The organism is Micromonospora sp. LA-10, from assembly GCF_051853095.1.
In the GTDB taxonomy this organism is placed as follows: Bacteria; Actinomycetota; Actinomycetes; order Mycobacteriales; family Micromonosporaceae; genus Micromonospora; species Micromonospora echinospora_A.
The window spans coordinates 1,833,853-1,851,971 of sequence record NZ_CP195710.1; the positions used below are offsets into that span (position 1 = coordinate 1,833,853).

The 18,119-nt window shown below is 65.5% G+C and carries 18 protein-coding genes; 12 read left to right on the forward strand and 6 right to left on the reverse strand.

Annotation, left to right across the window (positions count from 1 at the left end; translation table 11 throughout):
* Positions 1–27 precede the first annotated feature (27 nt).
* Both ACSDG8_RS08500 and ACSDG8_RS08505 read left to right on the forward strand, forming a co-directional pair.
* Positions 28–2,865, forward strand: coding sequence for a hypothetical protein (locus ACSDG8_RS08500; protein ID WP_439427759.1), 2,838 nt, complete (start codon positions 28–30; stop codon positions 2,863–2,865).
* Positions 2,862–3,179, forward strand: a complete 318-nt coding sequence (locus ACSDG8_RS08505; RefSeq protein WP_439427760.1) for a YunG family protein — start codon at positions 2,862–2,864, stop codon at positions 3,177–3,179. Before ACSDG8_RS08500 ends, ACSDG8_RS08505 begins: the two co-directional genes overlap by 4 nt.
* A 285-nt stretch (positions 3,180–3,464) precedes the next feature.
* On the opposite strand, the gene ACSDG8_RS08510 is transcribed toward ACSDG8_RS08505, so the two are convergent.
* Both ACSDG8_RS08510 and ACSDG8_RS08515 read right to left on the reverse strand, forming a co-directional pair.
* Positions 3,465–4,085: a response regulator gene (locus ACSDG8_RS08510; protein WP_210896137.1), complete on the reverse strand. Its 621-nt coding sequence runs from the start codon at positions 4,083–4,085 to the stop codon at positions 3,465–3,467.
* On the reverse strand, positions 4,082–4,924 hold the full coding sequence (locus tag ACSDG8_RS08515; RefSeq protein ID WP_439427761.1) for a sensor histidine kinase: 843 nt from the start codon (positions 4,922–4,924) through the stop codon (positions 4,082–4,084). Before ACSDG8_RS08515 ends, ACSDG8_RS08510 begins: the two co-directional genes overlap by 4 nt.
* A gap of 97 nt (positions 4,925–5,021) precedes the next feature.
* On the opposite strand from ACSDG8_RS08515, the gene ACSDG8_RS08520 reads away from it, so the two are divergent.
* The 3 genes from ACSDG8_RS08520 (at position 5,022) to ACSDG8_RS08530 (ending at position 6,656) form a co-directional block, all read left to right on the forward strand.
* Positions 5,022–5,315 (forward strand): transposase, encoded by a 294-nt coding sequence (locus tag ACSDG8_RS08520; RefSeq protein ID WP_439427351.1) that lies wholly within the window; start codon positions 5,022–5,024, stop codon positions 5,313–5,315.
* Positions 5,312–6,226 carry an IS3 family transposase gene (locus tag ACSDG8_RS08525; RefSeq protein WP_439427350.1) on the forward strand — a complete coding sequence of 305 codons (915 nt, stop codon included), beginning with the start codon at positions 5,312–5,314 and terminating at the stop codon, positions 6,224–6,226. The genes ACSDG8_RS08520 and ACSDG8_RS08525 overlap by 4 nt, the downstream gene beginning before the upstream one ends.
* 70 nt (positions 6,227–6,296) lie before the next feature.
* Entirely contained in the window at positions 6,297–6,656 is a 360-nt protein-coding gene (locus ACSDG8_RS08530; RefSeq protein ID WP_439428035.1) for an SDR family oxidoreductase, read from the forward strand.
* A gap of 819 nt (positions 6,657–7,475) precedes the next feature.
* Here ACSDG8_RS08530 and ACSDG8_RS08535 read toward each other — a convergent pair.
* Both ACSDG8_RS08535 and ACSDG8_RS08540 read right to left on the reverse strand, forming a co-directional pair.
* A complete protein-coding gene (locus ACSDG8_RS08535; RefSeq protein ID WP_439427762.1) occupies positions 7,476–8,147 on the reverse strand; it encodes an HNH endonuclease family protein in 672 nt (223 codons plus the stop codon).
* A gap of 311 nt (positions 8,148–8,458) precedes the next feature.
* Positions 8,459–9,031 (reverse strand): hypothetical protein, encoded by a 573-nt coding sequence (locus ACSDG8_RS08540; RefSeq protein ID WP_439427763.1) that lies wholly within the window; start codon positions 9,029–9,031, stop codon positions 8,459–8,461.
* A gap of 931 nt (positions 9,032–9,962) precedes the next feature.
* Between ACSDG8_RS08540 and ACSDG8_RS08545 the strand changes: the two genes are divergently transcribed.
* The 3 genes from ACSDG8_RS08545 (at position 9,963) to ACSDG8_RS08555 (ending at position 12,148) form a co-directional block, all read left to right on the forward strand.
* A complete protein-coding gene (locus ACSDG8_RS08545; protein ID WP_439427764.1) occupies positions 9,963–10,331 on the forward strand; it encodes a hypothetical protein in 369 nt (122 codons plus the stop codon).
* 14 nt (positions 10,332–10,345) lie between these two features.
* On the forward strand, positions 10,346–11,050 hold the full coding sequence (locus ACSDG8_RS08550; RefSeq protein ID WP_439427765.1) for a hypothetical protein: 705 nt from the start codon (positions 10,346–10,348) through the stop codon (positions 11,048–11,050).
* A 126-nt stretch (positions 11,051–11,176) separates the two neighbouring features.
* Positions 11,177–12,148, forward strand: coding sequence for a reverse transcriptase family protein (locus ACSDG8_RS08555; RefSeq protein ID WP_439427766.1), 972 nt, complete (start codon positions 11,177–11,179; stop codon positions 12,146–12,148).
* Between the two features lie 1,413 nt (positions 12,149–13,561).
* Here ACSDG8_RS08555 and ACSDG8_RS08560 read toward each other — a convergent pair.
* Positions 13,562–14,044: an NUDIX domain-containing protein gene (locus ACSDG8_RS08560; RefSeq protein ID WP_439427767.1), complete on the reverse strand. Its 483-nt coding sequence runs from the start codon at positions 14,042–14,044 to the stop codon at positions 13,562–13,564.
* A gap of 19 nt (positions 14,045–14,063) precedes the next feature.
* Positions 14,064–15,287: a helix-turn-helix domain-containing protein gene (locus tag ACSDG8_RS08565; protein ID WP_439427768.1), complete on the reverse strand. Its 1,224-nt coding sequence runs from the start codon at positions 15,285–15,287 to the stop codon at positions 14,064–14,066.
* Between the two features lie 137 nt (positions 15,288–15,424).
* Here ACSDG8_RS08565 and ACSDG8_RS08570 point away from each other — a divergent pair, with 137 nt between their 5' ends.
* From ACSDG8_RS08570 to ACSDG8_RS08585, 4 genes are all read left to right on the forward strand, one after another.
* A complete protein-coding gene (locus ACSDG8_RS08570; RefSeq protein WP_030500671.1) occupies positions 15,425–15,745 on the forward strand; it encodes a hypothetical protein in 321 nt (106 codons plus the stop codon).
* A gap of 294 nt (positions 15,746–16,039) precedes the next feature.
* The gene (locus ACSDG8_RS08575) at positions 16,040–16,936 is read left to right on the forward strand and encodes a hypothetical protein (RefSeq protein ID WP_439428036.1); all 897 of its coding nucleotides are present in this window, start codon (positions 16,040–16,042) and stop codon (positions 16,934–16,936) included.
* Positions 16,937–17,022: 86 nt separating this feature from the next.
* Positions 17,023–17,895, forward strand: a complete 873-nt coding sequence (locus tag ACSDG8_RS08580; protein WP_439427769.1) for an FtsK/SpoIIIE domain-containing protein — start codon at positions 17,023–17,025, stop codon at positions 17,893–17,895.
* Complete coding sequence (locus ACSDG8_RS08585) at positions 17,892–18,101, forward strand: hypothetical protein (protein ID WP_151016282.1); 210 nt, start codon at positions 17,892–17,894, stop codon at positions 18,099–18,101. Before ACSDG8_RS08580 ends, ACSDG8_RS08585 begins: the two co-directional genes overlap by 4 nt.
* The last annotated feature ends 18 nt before the right edge of the window (positions 18,102–18,119 follow it).

An 18,119-nucleotide genomic window follows, 5' to 3' on the forward strand; every position in this document is an offset into this window, starting at 1 on the left:
AGCAATTCGGGAGACCGGAGGGGAATCATGACAACCCCTGTCACCACCCAGGTGGGCCTGCGGTTCGTCCAGTTGCGCCGGGAGGGCGACGCCGCCCCCGACGCCTGCACGACCGGCCCGAAGCTGATCGACGCGGTCGTCGACTTCCGCGACGCCTGGTCGGATCCGGTCCGGGAGGTCGTCACCGACGGGGACGACGACCGGGCGCGGCGACTGCTGGCCAAACGGCTGGCGGCGAAGGACGACCACCTGGACGGCCTCGGCAGGCAGACGCTGTGGCTGTTGCTCCGGGTCGCCGTCGATGCCCGGCTGACCGTCGGTGAGCTGCGCGACGGCATCGCCGGGTGGGCCACCGAGAACGACATCGATGCCGGCCGGCTCGCCTCGGCCGCGGCGGAGTTGACCGGCTGGGTGGTGGACGTGCTGGTCCTGGGCCGGTTCCTGCGGATCCCCCGGTCACCGGCAGCCGTCGTGCTCGTCCGCGTGCTGCGCGGCATGACGCTGCTGCGCCTCGCGCGGTCCGACGCCGACGCGACGTGTCTGGTCCGGGCCCTGCTCGGCGGACGCGACGTGCTGCTGCCGGACCCGCCGGCACCGCCGCGGACCAACGCCGACGCCGACCGGGCCGACCGGTTCGCCGAACTCGGCCAGACGCTGCGGCGACTGCGCTCCCGGGCCGACGCCGTCGGGCTCACCGACGCCAGCGTGCAGGATCTGCAGAACAGCGGGTTTCCCGATCTCGGTCCGGCCATCTCGACCGTCACGCTGGCGGCGACCGACCTCGGTGTCCCGGCCACCACGACGCTGAGCCGCCTCGCCCGGGTGTTCTCCGCCGAACAGGACGACGCCCGGCGCCGGGCGACCGCGAAGCTGACCGCGGGCGAATTCGAACCGATCCCGTCGCACCCCGGCCCCGCCGACCCGCTGCCCTATCCAGGGCAGCCGAAGGTGCCGGTGCTGGACGCGTACACCCGCATCGCGGGGCGGGGCGACCTCATGATCATCCGCACCGCGCTGCTGCGCTACCAGCCCGGTGAGATCTCGTACATCGAGAACGTGCTGGCCAGCGAGACGCGCGGGCGTTCCCGCGTGGCCGACACCAGCACCAGCGAAACCGTGACCACGATCAGCAAGACGATCGACGCGTCCACCGAGGAACTCGCGTCCACCGAGCAGAACAGCCTGGACCGGGCGTTGGCGACGGCGGCGTCGCAGCAGAACTCCACCTCTTTGGGCGTCAGCGTGTCCGGCGGGCTCGGGCCGGTCCGGGCCGGCATCGAGGTCAACGTCGACCAGTCCACCTCGACCGAGACGAGCAGCAGTTCCGCGGTGTCGTACGCCAAGACACTCACCGAGAGCGCCACGCAGCTCCTGCGTACCGAGACCGGTCAACGCCGTACCACCACGAGCACAGTCCGGGTCACCGAGACCAACACCCACTCCTTCGACAACTCCGCCGGCACGGCCGACATCAGTGGCGTCTACCGCTGGCTGGACAAGGTCGACCAGGCTCAGGTGTACAACTACGGCGAGCGGCTCATGCTGGAGTTCATCGTTCCCGAGCCCGCCGCCACGCTGGTCTGGCTGAACACCCGGACGTCCGAGGACACCAGCCTGGGCGCCGTCCCCAAGCCGCCCGCCTGGTTCCTCGACGTCGACGACCTGGACGACGACAACTGGGCTTCCAAGGCCGCCCGCTGGGACGTCTTCGGCGTCGAGCCGCCCCCGGATCCGGAGGTCTTCGCCAGCGCCACCTTCGTCGATCCGGCCGCCCGGCCGTTCGACTATCCCAAGAACTCCACCGACAAGTCCCAGCCCGAGTGGGGGTACGCCTCCTACAGCGGTGAGGTCGCGGTACCGGCCGGGTACGTGGCGAGCACGGCGTACGTCCGGACCACCTGGGGCCTCAGCGAGGGTGAATACGCCACCGACGCCGGCAGCCCGCCGCAGGCCGTGCAGATCGCGGTCGGTGAGCACCGGTTGACCCTCAACGACAGCACCGAAGGCGTGTCGATCATCGAATTCGACCACCCGGCGCCCGGGCCGGTCCCGATCGGCATCAGCGCCGACCAGCGGGGCGGGCTCACCGTCGTGGCGCGGGTCCGGTGCACCCGGACCGACGGCGCGTTCGAGGCGTGGCGGTTGCGGGCCTGGGAGACGATCCGAGCCGGATACCTGGCCCAGCGCTCCGCCTACGACAACGACCAGGCACGCCGGCAGGCACGCACCGCCTACCAGGCGAACGGGTCGGCGGCCAGCCTGCGGCAGCTGGAGATGCTGGAACTCAAGCGGGCCTGCCAGACCGTGCTCACCGGGCAGGAGTTCGACCTGTACGGCGCCCTGGACACTCCGGACGACGAGGCTCCCCGCATCGACCGGATGCAGATCGTCGCCGAAGCCGACCACATCCAGTTCTTCGAGGAGGTCTTCGAGTGGGAGAACCTGACCTACCTGTGCTACCCCTACCAGTGGGCCGGCCGGGACCGCTGGGTCACCGTACGCAGCCGCACCAGCAGCGACGCGTTGCACCAGGCGTTCCTGCAGGCAGGCGCGGCCCGGGTCATCGTGCCGGTGCGCCCCGGCTACGAGTACGCCGTGGGCGGATATCTCGCCTCCTCGCAGGTACCCTCCCTGTCGCCACGGTTGTGGCGGGACGGCGGCAATCCGTACCCGCCGATCGAGGAGCTGATCGCCGACGCTCTCGACCGGCCGGGCGAGGAGGTGGCCGTCGGTGATCCGTGGGAGGTCGTCACACCCACCTCGCTCGTCCAGTTGCAGTCCGGCTCCGACCTCAACCCGCCGAGCCCGAGTGGAGAGCGTTCCGTTGACCCTCGGCTTGGTGGAGCACTCACCCTGCACGGGTGACATCCGGAGAGAGTGGCACGCGACGAGATCGGCCGACGATCGTCCCGGAGCGACTGCGGCCGAGCTGGGGGATTCGACTGCCCAACGGTTCCGACGTCGACCTCACCGAGGATCAGTTCCACCACTGGGAGGCCGCCGTCGGTGCCCAGGTGCAGCAACGTCCGCCGGGCCCGCCCGGGCGGTACCGGCAGGAGTACGAACTCCTGCTCCGGCGCGTCCTGCCCGCCGTGGACCGCAGCACCGGTCCGTGCGCCGAGGACGACGAGCGCCTACGGCGTCCGGTGGGCCGGCTGGAACAGTTCGATGGGGTCTAAAGCGGACCCGCCAGGACCTTTCAGCGTGGCTTTCCTTCTCAGGCGTCCGCGCAGGTCACGCCGGACCGCTCGCCCACATCACCGCAGGCCAGCCCTCGGCTCCGCCCGGTGTCGGTGAGCACTTCCGGGCGCGGTGACCACTTCAGTGCATCCGTCTGCTCCCACCCTGCTCCCCCGATATCGGGCATAAGACCGCTGGCGGCTGACCGGCGGGAACGGCTCGCTGCGGGCCGTTCGGGGGCGGTGGTCCGCCTTCCGCAGTGGGAGTTGCGTGGGTACTCGGAGTCAGCTGAGGAGCCGTCGTCGATATCCCTCCGCGACCGCCGACGCGCGATCGCGGGCGCCGAGTTTGTCGTAGATGTGCTGTAGATGGGTCTTGATGCTCGCCTCGCCGATAAACAGGGCCGCTGCGGCATCCCGGTTCGAGTTGCCGTTCGCGACCAACTGCAGCACCTGCTTCTCTCGGTCGGTCAGGGCTCCGGCTTCCGAACGTTGCACCTGCCGCACGAGATGCCGCGTCACCGATGAGGCGAGCACAGACTCACCGCGCGAGGCGGCACGCACGGCCTGCGTCAACTCCTCGGGCAGAGCATCCTTGAGCAGATACCCGATGGCGCCAGCCTCGATCGCGGGAAGGACGTCACTCTCGGTGTCGAAGGTGGTGAGGATCAGCACCCGAGCATGCGGGAACTGTTCGCGCAGGGCCGCGGTCGCAGTGACGCCGTCGCTCACGGGCATACGAAGATCCATCAGGACCACGTCCGCCGAAAGTTCCTTCGCCCGCTCTACGCCCTCGGCGCCGTCACCAGCTTCGCCGACCACCACGATGTCATCGACACCGGCGAACGTGTCGCGAAGTCCGCCCCGGACGACGGGGTGGTCGTCGACGATCACGAGTCTGATCATCGGTCCTCCTCCATGCTTCTTCCCGGAAATGCTGGAACGCGCACGCTCACCGAAGTGCCCTCACCCGGTGCGCCCTGGACATCCATGTGGCCGCCGATGCTGCGGATGCGCTGCCGCATGCTGATCAGACCGAATCCCGCGCCGACGGGCTCGGCGTATCCGCGTCCGTCGTCTCGCACGTCCAAAAGCACCTCTCTCCCGGTGTATGAGAGGGTGACGCCGACGCGGGAGGCGTCAGCGTGCTTCGCGACGTTGGTCAGGGACTCCTGGGCGACGCGGAACAACGCGACGTCGATCGCCGGGCTCAGCGGTTCGCGAGTGCCGGTGACCTCGACGTGCGCCGCGATCCGCTCGTTCTCCGCCCAACGCTCGGTCAGGGTGCGTATCGCCTCGGGCAGATGTGCACTCCCGAGTTCTTGGGGCGCGAGTGCCTGCACGGACCGTCTGGCCTCGGTCAGCCCGGTGCGCGCGAGACGTAGCGCTTGGATCACGTGGTCCGTGCGTTCATCTGGTGCGCTGGCCGGACGCTGCGCGGCTTGGAGTTGCGTGATTATGCCGGCGAATCCTTGGGCCAAGGTGTCGTGGATGTCTCTGGCGAGCCGCTCACGCTCGTCCTGGATGCCGGACTCCCGGGCCTGGGCGACCAGTTGTGCTTGTAGCCCGGCGTTCTCGTGCAGGGCCTCCTCGAGTCGTGCGATGAGCGCGTCCCGCTTGCGCTCCTCAATTCCGCTGCGTCGCGAGATGGGGATCCCCACGCCGATCGCCGCCGTCTGCACGATGACGATCAGGACGAGCATCACGAACGTCTCGGCCGTGGGGTCCGGCCAGAAGAGCGTCATGCCGTTGAGCGCGATTGACGTCGCCAAGACGGTGAAGTGACCCCCTGAGACCGGACACCTCCTGACTTGGCATCCTGCCGAGGAGGAGGAAACCGCTGTGGCTCGACAGAGCAAGTACCCCGAGGAGTTCCGCCGCCAGGCTGCGGCGCTGGTGCTCGACTCCGGTCGCACGATCCGCGACGTGGGCCGGGAGTTGGGCGTCAACCACGAGACGCTGCGCAACTGGGTCGACCGGATGCGGCAGGAACGCGACGGCGGCCGGACCAGTGACCTGGCCGTGGACGAGCGGGCCGAGCTGGTGCGGTTGCGGCGTCAGGTCGCCCAGCTGGAGCTCGAGAAGGAGATCCTGAAAAAAGCCGCGGTCTTCTTCGCACGCGAGACGGAGCGGTGAACCGAACCGACGTGTATCGGTTCATCGACGCGGAGAAGACCACCTACCCGGTCCGTCTGCTCTGCCGCCTGCTCGGCGTGGGCCACAGCGCCTTCTACCAGTGGCTGCGACAGGGACGTCACCGCGCGCTTGAGCGGGAACGCCACGACCAGCAACGCGTCGAGATCACCCAGCAGGCATGGTCAGAGCACCGCGGCGTCTACGGAGCCCGACGGCTCACCGCCGAGCTGCACGATCGCGGACACCGGTGGAATCGCAAGGCAGTGGCCCGACTGATGCGGCTGGCGGGGATCGAAGGCGCCCACCGCCGGCGGCGCGGCAAGCCCCGCCGCAAGGCCGCGTCCACGGCCACCGCGCCGGACCTGGTCCAGCGGCAGTTCACCGCCACCGCACCGAACCGGCTGTGGGTCGCCGACATCTCCTACCTGCGCACCTGGGAAGGATTCCTCTACCTCGCCGTCGTGGTCGACGCCTACTCCCGCCGCGTCGTCGGCTGGGCGATGGCCGACCATCTGCGCACCGAGTTGATCCTCGACGCCGTCGGCATGGCCATCCAGCACCGCCGACCGGCCCGAGACCAGCTCATCCATCACTCGGATCGAGGGACGCAGTACACGTCGTTCGAGTTCGGCCGCACCCTGCGTTCCTGCGGCGTCCTCGCGTCGATGGGCTCGGTGGCCGACTGCTACGACAACGCCATGGCCGAGACCTTCTTCGCCACCCTCAAGACCGAACTGGTCTACACCCGCGCCTGGCCCAGCCGACACGAACTGGAGATGGAGGTCTTCTCCTACATCGAAGGCTTCTACAACCCTCGCCGCCGGCACAGCCGTCTGGGTAACGTCAGCCCCGACACCTACGAGAAGATCCACCGAGAGTCCCTGACACACATCGAGGTGTCCGGCCGATAGGGGTCACTTCAGCAGTATCGAGAGCTTCGACCGTCACTTCGCGGTCAACACCCGGGCGAGCTGGCTCCTGATCCGCGAGTACGCCCAACGGTTCCGAGGGGCACACGGCACGGGACGCATCGTCAGCCTGACCAGTGACGCCACCGTCGGCAACCTGCCTTACGGAGCCAGCAAAGGCGCTCTCGATCGAATCACCCTGGCCGCTGCCCGAGAACTGGCCCACCTCGGCGTGACCGCCAACGCCGTCGATCCAGGCCCAACAGATACTGGCTGGATGACCGCGGAGATCAAGGATGCTGTTCTCCGCTCCACGCCGCTCGGACGGCTCGGGCGCCCGCAGGACTGCGCGAATCTCGTCGCATTCCTGTGTTCATCCGACGGAGGCTGGGTCAATGGCCAACTCCTGAACAGCGACGGGGGTATCGCCTAACCGGGTAGCCGCCTTCGCCATGGACGAGTGGTCCGGATCGAGGGTCACGGCGGGTTGACGTGTCGGCACCCGGTGCCACTCTGACGCTCGTCGAGCACACCAGCGCGGCCTTCCTGCCGGATCGCTGGACTCGATGTCGGAGATGCCGAGCGGCCTTCCTGCCGCTGAGCGTGCCACGCCCCGCCGGCTCTCGATCGCACGGGCCGCTGTGCAGGTTCCCGCATCCGCTGAGGGGCCCAGCACGGCCTTACCTGCCGTCCACGATGGCCCGGGTTCGCGCACCTCCACGGGTGGGGACAGCCTGTGACAATCCGCCGGATGCCGACATTCCAGGCTCCCCACCCGTGCCCGCCCCAATTGCCAAGTCCACGAACGTGGAGGGACATGACCCATCGCCCACTTCTCGGTAATGATGGAGATCTACACGCAGGTATCGACGAGCGCCACGAGAGAAGCCCTCAGCGCCTCGGCGACTCCCTGAGCCGCTGACAAGAAATGCTGCACAAAGCTGCTGTACGCAAGCAGAAAGGCCACCTCCCGAAGCCGGGAAGTGGCCTTTGACCTGCGTGGGCGATACTGGGATCGAACCAGTGACCTCTTCGGTGTGAACGCGGATGGGCCTCACTGTTGAGTGCTGTCGGACACCGTTCTGTGCTGCCGGCGATGGTCGGTTTGCTCTCCCGTGTTGTCCGCCGTCGGTCGTCGCTGCTGCTTTCGCTGCCTCCTGGCTGCCTCACCTCGCCCTCCTGACGCAGGTACCTGCTCGCCGGCCCGGCCGCTCGTCCGCCTGCTCGTCGTCGGCTGGGCTGGCTCTCGCGGTTAGGAGGCGCAGGTGTTGAGCATGCTCTGCAGTGCGGACTTCTCGGATGACTGGAGCGTCAGGCCCCAGTTGTACTTCACGGTGATCCACATCTTGCTGTAGGTGCAGCGGTACGACGTCAGGGGCGGCTGCCACGTCGAGGGGTCCTGGTCGCCCTTGGCCTGGTTGACGTTGTCGGTGACCGCGATCAGCTGCGGGCGGGTCAGGTCGTTGGCGAAGCTCTGCCGACGGCTCGTCGTCCAGGAGTTAGCCCCGGACCGCCACGCCTCCGCCAGGGGCACTACGTGGTCGATGTCGACGTCGGAAGCGGCGGACCAGGTCGCACCGTCATAAGGGCTGTACCAGCGCCCGGACGTAGCGGCACAGGAGCTGTTGACCACAACGGACGTGCCGTCACGCTTGAGGACCTGTTCCCGGGTGTTGCAGGCGCCGGTGATGGTGATCCAGTGCGGGAACAGGTCCCGCGAGTAGCCCGCCGTCGAGCCCTGGGCTGCCACTGTCAGGGCGTTGAGCTGCGACTGCGCCGTCGACTTGGACGGGATGCCGGGCGGCGTAGCCGAAGCCGGCTGTCCGCTCATGACGGCGAGGACGGCACCCACGAGAGCGGCGACAGTGATCGTGGCGGCACGCCGCCTGGTACGCGGGGCGGGGGTAACGGGCGTGATCGGCATGGCTGCGGCCTTTCGTCAAGGAGGGGACAGCAACCTTCCTCGACGATCATGTCAATCGATGAGCATGCCTGTAAAGAACAGCTGTCCGTTTATCGAACAGCCGGCCGCCGTGTCCCGACCTGACGGCCTGGACCCCTCGCTTGTAAATTCTGGGCGGGCTGTCCGGCGGGGTCCGTCCGCATCCGCGGTCTCGGCCGCGCATGCTCGCCCGGTCCCCGATGGCCGCCCTCGTCCGCGACGGTTGCTGTCACCGTTGCTGTCGACGGTCATGCGCTTCGAGCGCCATCCTCGCGGAGGCACAGGGTGCACCGTCATCTCGGTGGGATCCGGAGCCGAGTGAACTTCCGCGTCTCCTCTAGCAGTTGTTGGGCTTGACGCTTGGCAAGGGCTCTAGGAGATCCATACTTTTCGCGGAAGACAGTTGACATGCGTTTTATGACGATTTTGTCCCACCTGTCCCGAAAGTCGTCATACGGCATATCAATAAGAATTCGAGGACGATTCAAGCTCCGTGAAAACCTATCGCCAGGCTTGCCCGCTTGAACATAAATGGCTTTGGCCGTGAGGGCTGACTCAACAAGAATAGCTTGGCTTTCGATGCTGAAACCTATTGCTGCACGTAGGGCGATCGGGCGAACGAAGTCGAGAAGCAGGACGACCATGTCGGGGTTCCCATCCACCATCCCCCATTGATATGTCACGTCCCCCGGCTGAACGTGTGCGTGAACACGGATTGCTTCTTCAACATCGATGCGTTCAGAGGTGTCGAGAATTAAGACGGGAACAACTCTTCCTTCCGCCTCCGGGCCTACAACGGCCGCATCTGCTGCGATCGCCACTAGATCCCCGTTGGACAACTTAAGCCTCTCCGCCCTACTTCTCAAGGCTCACCTCTCGAATTGACGAGCAGCTCACCATTTCAGCGGGCCCTCTGCTGTCTTCAATAACTGCGTCATACCGATCAATGTCGGCATCGTGGGGAATTAGTTCATTTGCGACGCGAAAGACTAGCCATCCAGAGACAGCGCCATTGGCTTGCAGACGGCATGGTACTTCTAGGGGGGTGACTTCAACGGGCCGGTTGTCTGGACCCCCGTGCAGAATCTTCACGACAAGCCCTTGCCCAGTTTTAAGCGTGTACGCCAAGTGCAATTCAGCGCGCACAAGTGAACCATCGCGGTCCGTGGGGTTTACGGCGAGAACCTCCATGCCCACCCATCGACTAGCGTCCTCCTTTGACTTCCAAGAGAGCGAATCAACGAGGCTAAGGTCAAGGCGAGCGACTCGCCGCTCCTCTTGAGCGGATGCTAGGGCCAAAGACCTCCGGGCGGTATTTCGGCTCGATATACCTACAAAAAGGGCGAAGAGGGCGACTGCCACCGACAGTAGAGGCGCGTAGGCTCGCCATTCATCGACGCCGGGTAGGGCTTCAAGCCATGACTTGTATGGCATCGTTGAAGCATGCCTCAAGTTCGGTAGGCAGAGTAGTACATACCTTGCCTCCGGCCCTCTGCTAGGACTTCGCGGTGGGCTAACAGCGGGCATCTCCGCCGCCTTCAGGCAGGACTAGCTCGCCACGGTGAGACTGCAGCGTTGCTGTGCGCACCTCACGACAGCTCGCTTACAAGGCCTGGGCGAGTCGTCCGCCCTGATCCGCCCGCGTCTGCGGCCTGGGGCGAATAGGGGATCTTGCAACCCGCCAAGCGTCTGTCGGGATCTTGTCACTTGTGCGCGGCTAGTTCGCCATCCCACGGACCCCCCACGCGAACCGGACGGATGGCATAGTGCCGCCAGGACCGACCGGTGGAGGCTCATGTGACTGACGTGACGCGCGACTACGACGACGAGCCCATGACTGACGTAGAGCTCCAGGACGCGGCACAACACCTTGGAGAGCGCTTCGAAGATCACGACAAGCGGTTTCTAGCGCTGATGACGGCGCAGGAGCGGGCTGCTCACTACCAAGCATTGTGGATGCTCTACCAACATGTCGACCGCATCTGGGAAGCACCGAAGAAGGCTGGAGGCCCCCATCCTGTAGAACTCAGAGACTACGGTGCGGTCGCGGGGCTGCGGGACCTCTTCGATCAACTCCTCAGCCACGTCCAAGACGTGCAGTGCACCGTGGAGGACGAGCCAGGGCAATACCAAGCGCGCATGGTCATCGAGGATTCAGGCAGTTAAGCGGGTCCATAGGCGTGAAACTGTATATGGACGAGTCAGGGAATGGAAACGCCTCGCAGCCGCTGATCGTGGGCGCGGTTGAAATTCACGAGGAGCCTGAGGAGGTAGAACGACGCATCCGGGATCTCTTCCGCCGCTTGTCTGCTCGGCGGAGCCTTGACGGACTTCCTAGTTTCGAGGACTTTCGGAAGCATGGATTCCATGCTTCAAGTGACCCGATTGAGGTTTCGGTTCCGTTCCTAGAGTTGATGCAAGACCTTGCCTTCAGGGCATATATCGTGATTACTGACAGGACCAGCCCTAGAGCCGGAGGCACCGAATTAGAGAAGATTGATTTTATGTACCAACACCTACTAGGCGACATACTGATTCGCCACCGATCACGACCGGAATTGCTCTGCTACATTGAGCAAAACGACGGTCTCGGTCAGCTCGTGTCAAAGCTGCCCGAAAATTCGGCCCGTCGGGCATACGAGAAACTCGGACGCCCGGTGCGCCTGCCTCGGCTCGACGTCGTTATGGCGACCAAAACACAAGCCATGTCGATGGCTATCATTGACTATATAATGATGGCGGTAAGCAGGTGGGTCCGAAAGGGTCACATTACCGACCCGGCAAATCGAGTCTACCGAGGCTTCCGCGAAGTTGAGCCGTTTATCTCAACTTTATACTCTTTGGAAAGCGGGCTGATCTCCAGCCGCAAATTGCCACTTCATTGATGTGTGGTAAGCTTCTTGATTAAGCAGGGTCGCAGTCAACTTTGTGCGCGAGTCCGCGTGCGTTGCAGAATAGTCCTTGGACAGGGACTGCGGCCCTGCTCCTGCTTTTGGAAGGGCGGCTGAGTAATGCCTTTCTCGATTCACGATCTCGCGCAACACTCAGGCATGTCGCTCCGGTTGCTTGAGGTACTTTCTGAGCGCCTTCCCACCGGCTCGGGACGCCTCTTCAAGACTCAGACGTTCCGCAAAAAGCGTGGGGGCTTGCGCGAAATAGTCACCCCCGGTCCGGGGCTCGACATGGTCACCAAAAGCCTCCATCGCAGCTTTTCCACGCTTCTGCCGTACAGCCCGCCCGAACACGTGCATGGATTCGTTCAGGGGCGCTCGACACTAAGCAACGCTTCTGCACACCTTGGCAAACCTTGCATACTACGGGTCGACCTTGAAGACTTCTTCCCGTCGATCAATTCCGAGCAGCTAGGATCTAGCCTGCAAAACCAGGGTTACGACGAGAAGGCAGCAAGCCTCGCGGTTAGCGTGGTTACTATAGCTGGCAAGCTTCCAATCGGGCTAAGTACCTCGCCATTTTTGTCGAATCTCGTCTTCGAAGACACCGATCGACTTCTCGCACATTACGCTCAAGCCGAGGGCCTGACCTTTACCCGATACGTAGATGACCTGGCGTTCTCGGGCGAGGTAACCGATAGCCACTTCACGGACATCGAGAGGATTTTGAACAACGCCGGCTGGTCCATTAATGCGAGTAAGACCGCTTACATGCGAAAGGGCGGCCCTCAATATGTGACCGGGCTCTACGTGGGGACGGCGGACCATCCTCGCATTCCTCGCAAAACGAAGCGTCGCATGCGCTGGATCTCGCACATTATTTCAAAGTTCGGCTACGATACTTATATGACGGATTTCGGCGGAGAGAACGCCGAGATGTTCCCTCAGCGCCTGATGGGCTGGGCCTGCTACATTGCGGCAGTCGAGCCAGACCTAGGATACCCGATGCTGCGCGCTTTCGAGGACCAGCTTCCAATTCAATACAATCCTTATGGCGACGCATGGCTCACGATCATGAATGACATAGACTAGCCATTATCGTTCGGTGACACTCATCGAGGCGCCTCCGACAGCCGACGAGTTGCTGAGGACATGTCACAGGGGGAGGTTAGTATGCGTCTATGGATTTGGCGCTTCGCTCTTCGCGTGCGGCCGAGTCACTAGACAAGTGGCTCGCGCCGCTCGCCTTCACCGACTGGTCGGCACCCAGGGTCACCGCGGCGTTGACACGGGAAGTGGTGGACTGGGGCACCGCACACGGCTGGCGTGTCCGACGTGAGGTTCCGAGCATCGCCGGCGTCCCCGGTGCTCATCCTGATCGACCCGGTTACCTCGACGTCGTCTGCGAACGGCTGGACGGCCCACCCATTGCTATCGAGATCGACAGGACCGATAAGCAATGGTCATCTCGCAAGTTGCTCTGCGAATCTGATGCTGGAGTCGTCGCAGTATGGGTTCGCTGGGGAAACTCTCGCACATGGATAGTGCCGCAGCCGGTGGCCCTAGTCGATTTCACGACAACCTGCCGCCGGGTCGCCGGGCGTATCCTCTACTCTCGCACGAGTTCAGTAGCGGTTGCGACCCTTGAGGCGAAGTTCGCACCGGCACCGGCTCGATGTCGGGCGACTACCCGCAAGGGTGAGCCGTGCCCGATCAACCCGCGCCCGTCGGGCCTATGCCACGTTCATGATCCCGCTGTGCAATGCGGAGCCCGGAAGAAGAATGGCCAGCGCTGCGGCAATGCCACTGGCGGCGGACTCTGCAACATCCATAAGAACAGCCCTGTGTTTGAAAGCTCAGCCACTCTGCTTTAGCCGGCGGCAGCAGCCCCGAGCGGTGTTGCCATCCCGTCTGCCGTCGACCCGCCCTCCTGGGGAGCGGGGCGCCGCCCGGGCCGCCACGTCAAGACGGCCTTGACGCACGGTCGGACGCTGGCGGCTCGGGCGGTGGTCCGCTCGGCTCGCCCGGGTCGTCGGCTGGCGGGATGGCCCGCGCAACCACCCACGGACCGCAACACGCCGACGGGGTTGCAACCATCTCGGAGCCCGAGCGCCCCCGCCGGAGGCGCAGTAACCGCAACCCCGTGACCGCCGCCAGCTCGCCGACGCGGCCGGCGTGCGCTCCCTACGCCGCGCGGGCTCGTGGCCGCGCGGCCCGGCCGGCTGCCGGCCCAACCCCGCACCGGTCAACGGCCTGTCGTTCTGCGGCGGCCCCTTGGGCTTCCCGCTCTCCGCGCCAGCCGCCGGGCGTGTTGCGTGGCCGGAGTCGGAGCGCCAGCGGAGCGACGGACGCGCGCCCAGGCGGCGGCGCGTGCGGCCCGTCTCGGGCCGCCTTGAAGACGTACAGAAACTTTGAACCACTTTCGCCGGCGGCCGGTCCGGTTGAACGTGCGTTCGATAAGGCAGGAGCCAGACACGTGGCGCTAGCAGGTGGCCGCTCGGCCTCTCAGTCGGTGATGGGCGAGGCGCCTTCTTCGAGGTAGGCGGTACGGGTCTGCTTCCGGGCCTGCATGCTTGCTCGTATTCGTCGAGAGAGTCTGGGGATGGTCAGCTCGTCGAGCTGGTGGTCTTCCACGAATGCCCACTCTGCGATCTCGCCATCCCGGAAGGCGATGGCGGCAAGCTGATCTGTCGTAAGCATGCCTCCGTCGAAGACGAAGAGCATCTTGTCGCCTTCGTCTGGCCTCGGAGCCCAATCGACCGTCAAGAGGGCGCCGATCGCGACTCGGAGACCCAGCTCCTCGTAGACCTCTCTGCCGCAAGCCGAGAGCGGACTCTCGCCTTCCTCGACGTAGCCGCCCGGGATGTCCCAGTGTGACTTGTAGGTTGGCCGGACGAGCATCATTCGCTCTTGCTCGTCAACGAACAGCGCGCCCGCCGCCACCTTGGGAGTAGCTTGCGGACGCGCGTTACTGGCTTGGCTGGTCACATCCTCGGACTCTACGGATCTAGACCGTGACGTGCACGCGCTGCGCCAGGCTGGCGAGTTGGTAGCTGGGTCGGCCGCGCCCGCGGCGCATCCAGTTCTGAACGAGTTGCCTGCTAATCGCGTGGTGGCGAATCTGCTCGGGTGCCTTCTGCTCAGCCGCGAGCACCACCGCCATAGCCTCATCCGTCCTGTTCCAGGCACTGAGTGCCCTCGCTGTTTCGAGAGCATGGCGCGCCTGCCGCTCCACAGGAAGTCCGGTCGTGTCGATGCGAGGACCAAGGTCGATCGCAACCTGTACGTCATCCAGGTCCATCGCGGTCGTCACGCGGTGGATGGCCACGTTGGTTGGCCCGAACGCGGTCCAGAGGTGGTTCGCGTCGTGGCCGAGACGCCGTGCGGTTTCGTCTGCTTCGTTGAGGAACGATCTGACGGCGGTACGGTCCTCGTCGCGTGCTGCGGCCACGGAGCCGGCCAGGAACAAGGTTCCATAAACGGACAGGTACTCCGGCGTCGCGTCGGCCAAGCCCGGCTGCATGTATGCCGCCGCGTCGGCGGTGAGCTGCTTCGCCTCACGGTACCGGCCTGTTGAGAGCAGGGTGTGGGTGACTGAGCGGAAGAGTGATCCGATGACGACCACATCGCCGCATCGTTGGGCCGCTGTAAAACCCCTCTCGGCGGCGATCCATGCGAGGTCCGCCTCCCCGAGCTTGGTGAGCAGAACGGCGGCCGCCTGGTAGGTGAGCGCCAACAGCGCAAACGACCGCTCTTGGTCCTCGCCTTCGTGAGTTTGGGTCGCTGCTTGTCCGGCAGCGAGCGCCTCCGGCAACCGCGCGACGACGTATCCGTATCGAGAGGCTTGGTACGCCTCCCACACCTGGGTGACCTCACTACGCAGTTGGGCTACGTCTGGTGTCTCCGCGACGGGCCCTGGAATGAAGGGTGACAGTTGCCGGTAGTTGAGTAGGGCATCTCGCAGAGCAGAGACCGTCTTCGTTCCGCTGTCGGCGTTCCAGTCGAGGAGCGTCGGCTCTCCAACGAGATCGCCGATGCTGACGTCCAACGCGCCGGCAACCGAGCGGATGACCGACAGCCGATCGAGTTCGATCCGATTGTTCTCGACCTTGCTCAGCCAGTCCACGGTACGCCCGACGATGCCGGCCAGTACTTCTTGCGACATACCTCGGCGGCGGCGGTACCACGCGATCCGCTCTCCGACCGTTAGATCCTGACCAATGCCTCGCATCGGTCCATTGTCTCATGTCGAGGGCCTTTGACCCCCGGAAAAGTATTCCGGGTTTCGCCCGCAACCGGTCATACCTTGGGTTCAGCACCGAGCAGTCGTCCAGAGGGGACGCGCTCACTCACCATCGGAGGTTTGTTGTGAAGCTGTACGTGGACACCGCGAGCAAGCAGGTCCAGGTGACGAAGGACCCGGAGCCGAAGAACGACCAGAACGGTAACCAGCGGTCGGAGAAGAACACTGGCCGGCTCATGTGGTCGACCCAGGTCTTCGTTCTCGACGAGACCGGCGGCGAGATCATCACCATCACCACGGCGGGAGAGAAGCCGAGCGTGACGGTGGGACAGCTCGTCGCTGTCGAGCAGTTGGAGGCCATTCCGTGGGCGACCAACGGGCGCAACGGCGTCGCGTTCCGTGCCGTGTCGCTGAAGCCGAAGGCTGGCACCTCGGCGGCGAAGTAGGTTCCTCGATCCACCTGTGCTGCGTGAGCTTCTGGTGTCGATGCGCTGAGGCGCGAAGCGGCCTGATGGCCCGCTGACAAGTGAAAAACGGTCCGGGAGTGGTTCCGACTCCTGTACTCCCGGCCCGGTCACCACGTCGTGGTGGTGGCAACCCCGCAAGAGCTGGCGCGGGGTCGGTCCGACTCCTACATCTGCCGACCCCGTGCCCTCCAACTCATCCACCCACGTATGGGAGGACTTGTCGTGTCCAAGTCTAGCCCCCGCCGCCCGTTCGGCGGCAGGTCGAACAACACGATCACGGTGATCGAGGCCAAGGTCCACCGGTCATCGGCCAGGAATGCTCGCCTGGCGTTCATCCTCACGGCGGTCATCGTCGGCCTTCTGTCGGCCGTGGTGGCCGCTTCCTCCATCCACCCGATCCTCGCCGTCTTCGTCGGCGCTCTGATCGGGGTTCCGCTGGGCGGTCTGGCCTGGCTGCTCGTGCGGGTCTGGCCGGTTCTGCGGCTGCTGTGGTGGTGGACCCCGGAAATCGGGATCACCACGCTTCTCGGCGTCTGCTGGGTGCAGCTGGTCAATCACACCTCGACCCCGGTCACGCTCATCGTGGTCGCCCTGGTCGTCGGCGTCCCCGCCGCTGTGCCGGTGTCCCGCCGGTTCCTGGTCGCCTGGACCTGGTGCCTGATCGTCCGGCACCGGCTGCGCGTGTGCTTCGCGCAGTTCATCATCGCCAACCAGTCCGGCAGCCTGCCGCTCATCCTCTGGGCCAAGCCCACGCCCGTCGGCGAACGGGTCTGGGTCTACCTGCGCCCCGGCCTTTCCCTGGCCGACCTGGAAGGCCGCCTCGACCGCATCGCGGTCGCCTGTCACGCCTCCACCGCTCTGATCGAGCGGGCCTCAGACCGTAACGCCGCCTACCTGCGGTTCGACATCAAACGCCGCGAGGTGCTGACCGCCCAGGTCGGTTCCCCGCTCGTCGACGTCATCGACCCCGACACCCCGGCAACCGAGCGAACTGCGGCCTCTGTGCCGACCGCTCTGGACCTGCCCGACATCGACATGCCCACCGTCACCCTGCCCACCCAAGGCAAGCCGACCGGCAAGAAGCCGCCGGCCACCACCAGTTCGGCCAACGGCAGCAAGCCCACAGCCACCTCGTCGACCGACGCCGACGACGTCTCCGACTGGATCTGACCTTCACCCAGCCCGGTCGCGGAGAGCCAATACGGCTCGTTCGTGTGGCTCTCCGCGCCCACCCCACGCCCAAGGAGGGCACACCTATGACCACCACACCCGCCCCGACCTCCGGGGTTCCGGTGGGGCCTGGCCTGTCGATGTTCGACCCCATCTTCGTCGGCATCGACGAGTTCGGTCACCCCGTCTACATCACCCTCGCCTACCGCAACCTCCTCGCCGGAGGCGAACCCGGCGGAGGCAAGAGCGGTCTGCTCAACACGATCGCCGCCCACGCCGCACTGTCCGTCGACAGCCGCCTGGTGCTGCTGGACGGCAAGCTCGTCGAACTCGGCCAGTGGGAGGACTGCGCCGACGCGTTCATCGGCCCCGACATCACCGCCGCCCTCGACATCCTGCGCCGCCTCCAGCTGGTGATGAACAACCGCTACGCCTGGCTGCGCGCTCACGGCCGCCGCAAGGTCACCGCCGCCGACGGCCTGTCCGTCATCACCGTCCTCGTCGACGAGATCGCCTACTACTCCGCCACCGTCGGTTCGAAGCAGGAACAGGAAGAGTTCGTCGCTCTCCTGCGCGACCTGGTCGCACGTGGCCGTGCCGCTGGTATCCCGGTGGTTGCCGCGACTCAGCGGCCGTCGTTCGACATCATCCCCACTTCGTTGCGGGATCTGTTCGGTTACCGGGCTGCGTTCCGGTGCACGACTCCGAACACCTCCAACATCGTGCTCGGGCACGGCTGGGCCGAGCAGGGCTACTCGGCCACCGACATCGCCCCCACCAACCAGGGCGCCGCCTACCTCATCGCCGAAGGCGGGACCCCGAAGCGCATCAAAGTCGCCTACCTCACCGACGCCCAGATCGCGGGCATCGCGGACTACGCGGCCTGGATCCGCCGGCCACGGCCGTTACCGGCCCTGATCCCGGACTTGACCCGGGTGGATTTCGAGGTGGCGGCATGACCACCCGCGAACAGGCCTACGCCAAAGCCAACAGCCAGCGTGCCGCCCGGTACGTCGAGATCTGGATCGTCGCCCAACCCGGCGAGATCGCCTCGATGGTCCAGGTCGCCTCGGCCAGCGGCCGACTCGTCTACCTCGGCCCACCCCACCCGGTGGGCGGCGACGACACCCGCCAACGCCGCTACCTGCGGCTGCGCACCCGATAAATCGGCCGACAGGACCAG

What these genes read in the sequence shown, in the direction of transcription:
- ACSDG8_RS08500 (WP_439427759.1), top strand. Translation starts at nt 28, where the DNA reads ATGACAACCCCTGTCACCACCCAGGTGGGCCTGCGGTTCGTCCAGTTG.
- ACSDG8_RS08510 (WP_210896137.1), bottom strand. Translation starts at nt 4,085, where the DNA reads ATGATCAGACTCGTGATCGTCGACGACCACCCCGTCGTCCGGGGCGGA.
- ACSDG8_RS08515 (WP_439427761.1), bottom strand. Translation starts at nt 4,924, where the DNA reads ATGACGCTCTTCTGGCCGGACCCCACGGCCGAGACGTTCGTGATGCTC.
- ACSDG8_RS08535 (WP_439427762.1), bottom strand. Translation starts at nt 8,147, where the DNA reads ATGCCGATCACGCCCGTTACCCCCGCCCCGCGTACCAGGCGGCGTGCC.
- ACSDG8_RS08555 (WP_439427766.1), top strand. Translation starts at nt 11,177, where the DNA reads ATGCCTTTCTCGATTCACGATCTCGCGCAACACTCAGGCATGTCGCTC.
- ACSDG8_RS08565 (WP_439427768.1), bottom strand. Translation starts at nt 15,287, where the DNA reads ATGCGAGGCATTGGTCAGGATCTAACGGTCGGAGAGCGGATCGCGTGG.
- ACSDG8_RS08580 (WP_439427769.1), top strand. Translation starts at nt 17,023, where the DNA reads ATGACCACCACACCCGCCCCGACCTCCGGGGTTCCGGTGGGGCCTGGC.
- ACSDG8_RS08585 (WP_151016282.1), top strand. Translation starts at nt 17,892, where the DNA reads ATGACCACCCGCGAACAGGCCTACGCCAAAGCCAACAGCCAGCGTGCC.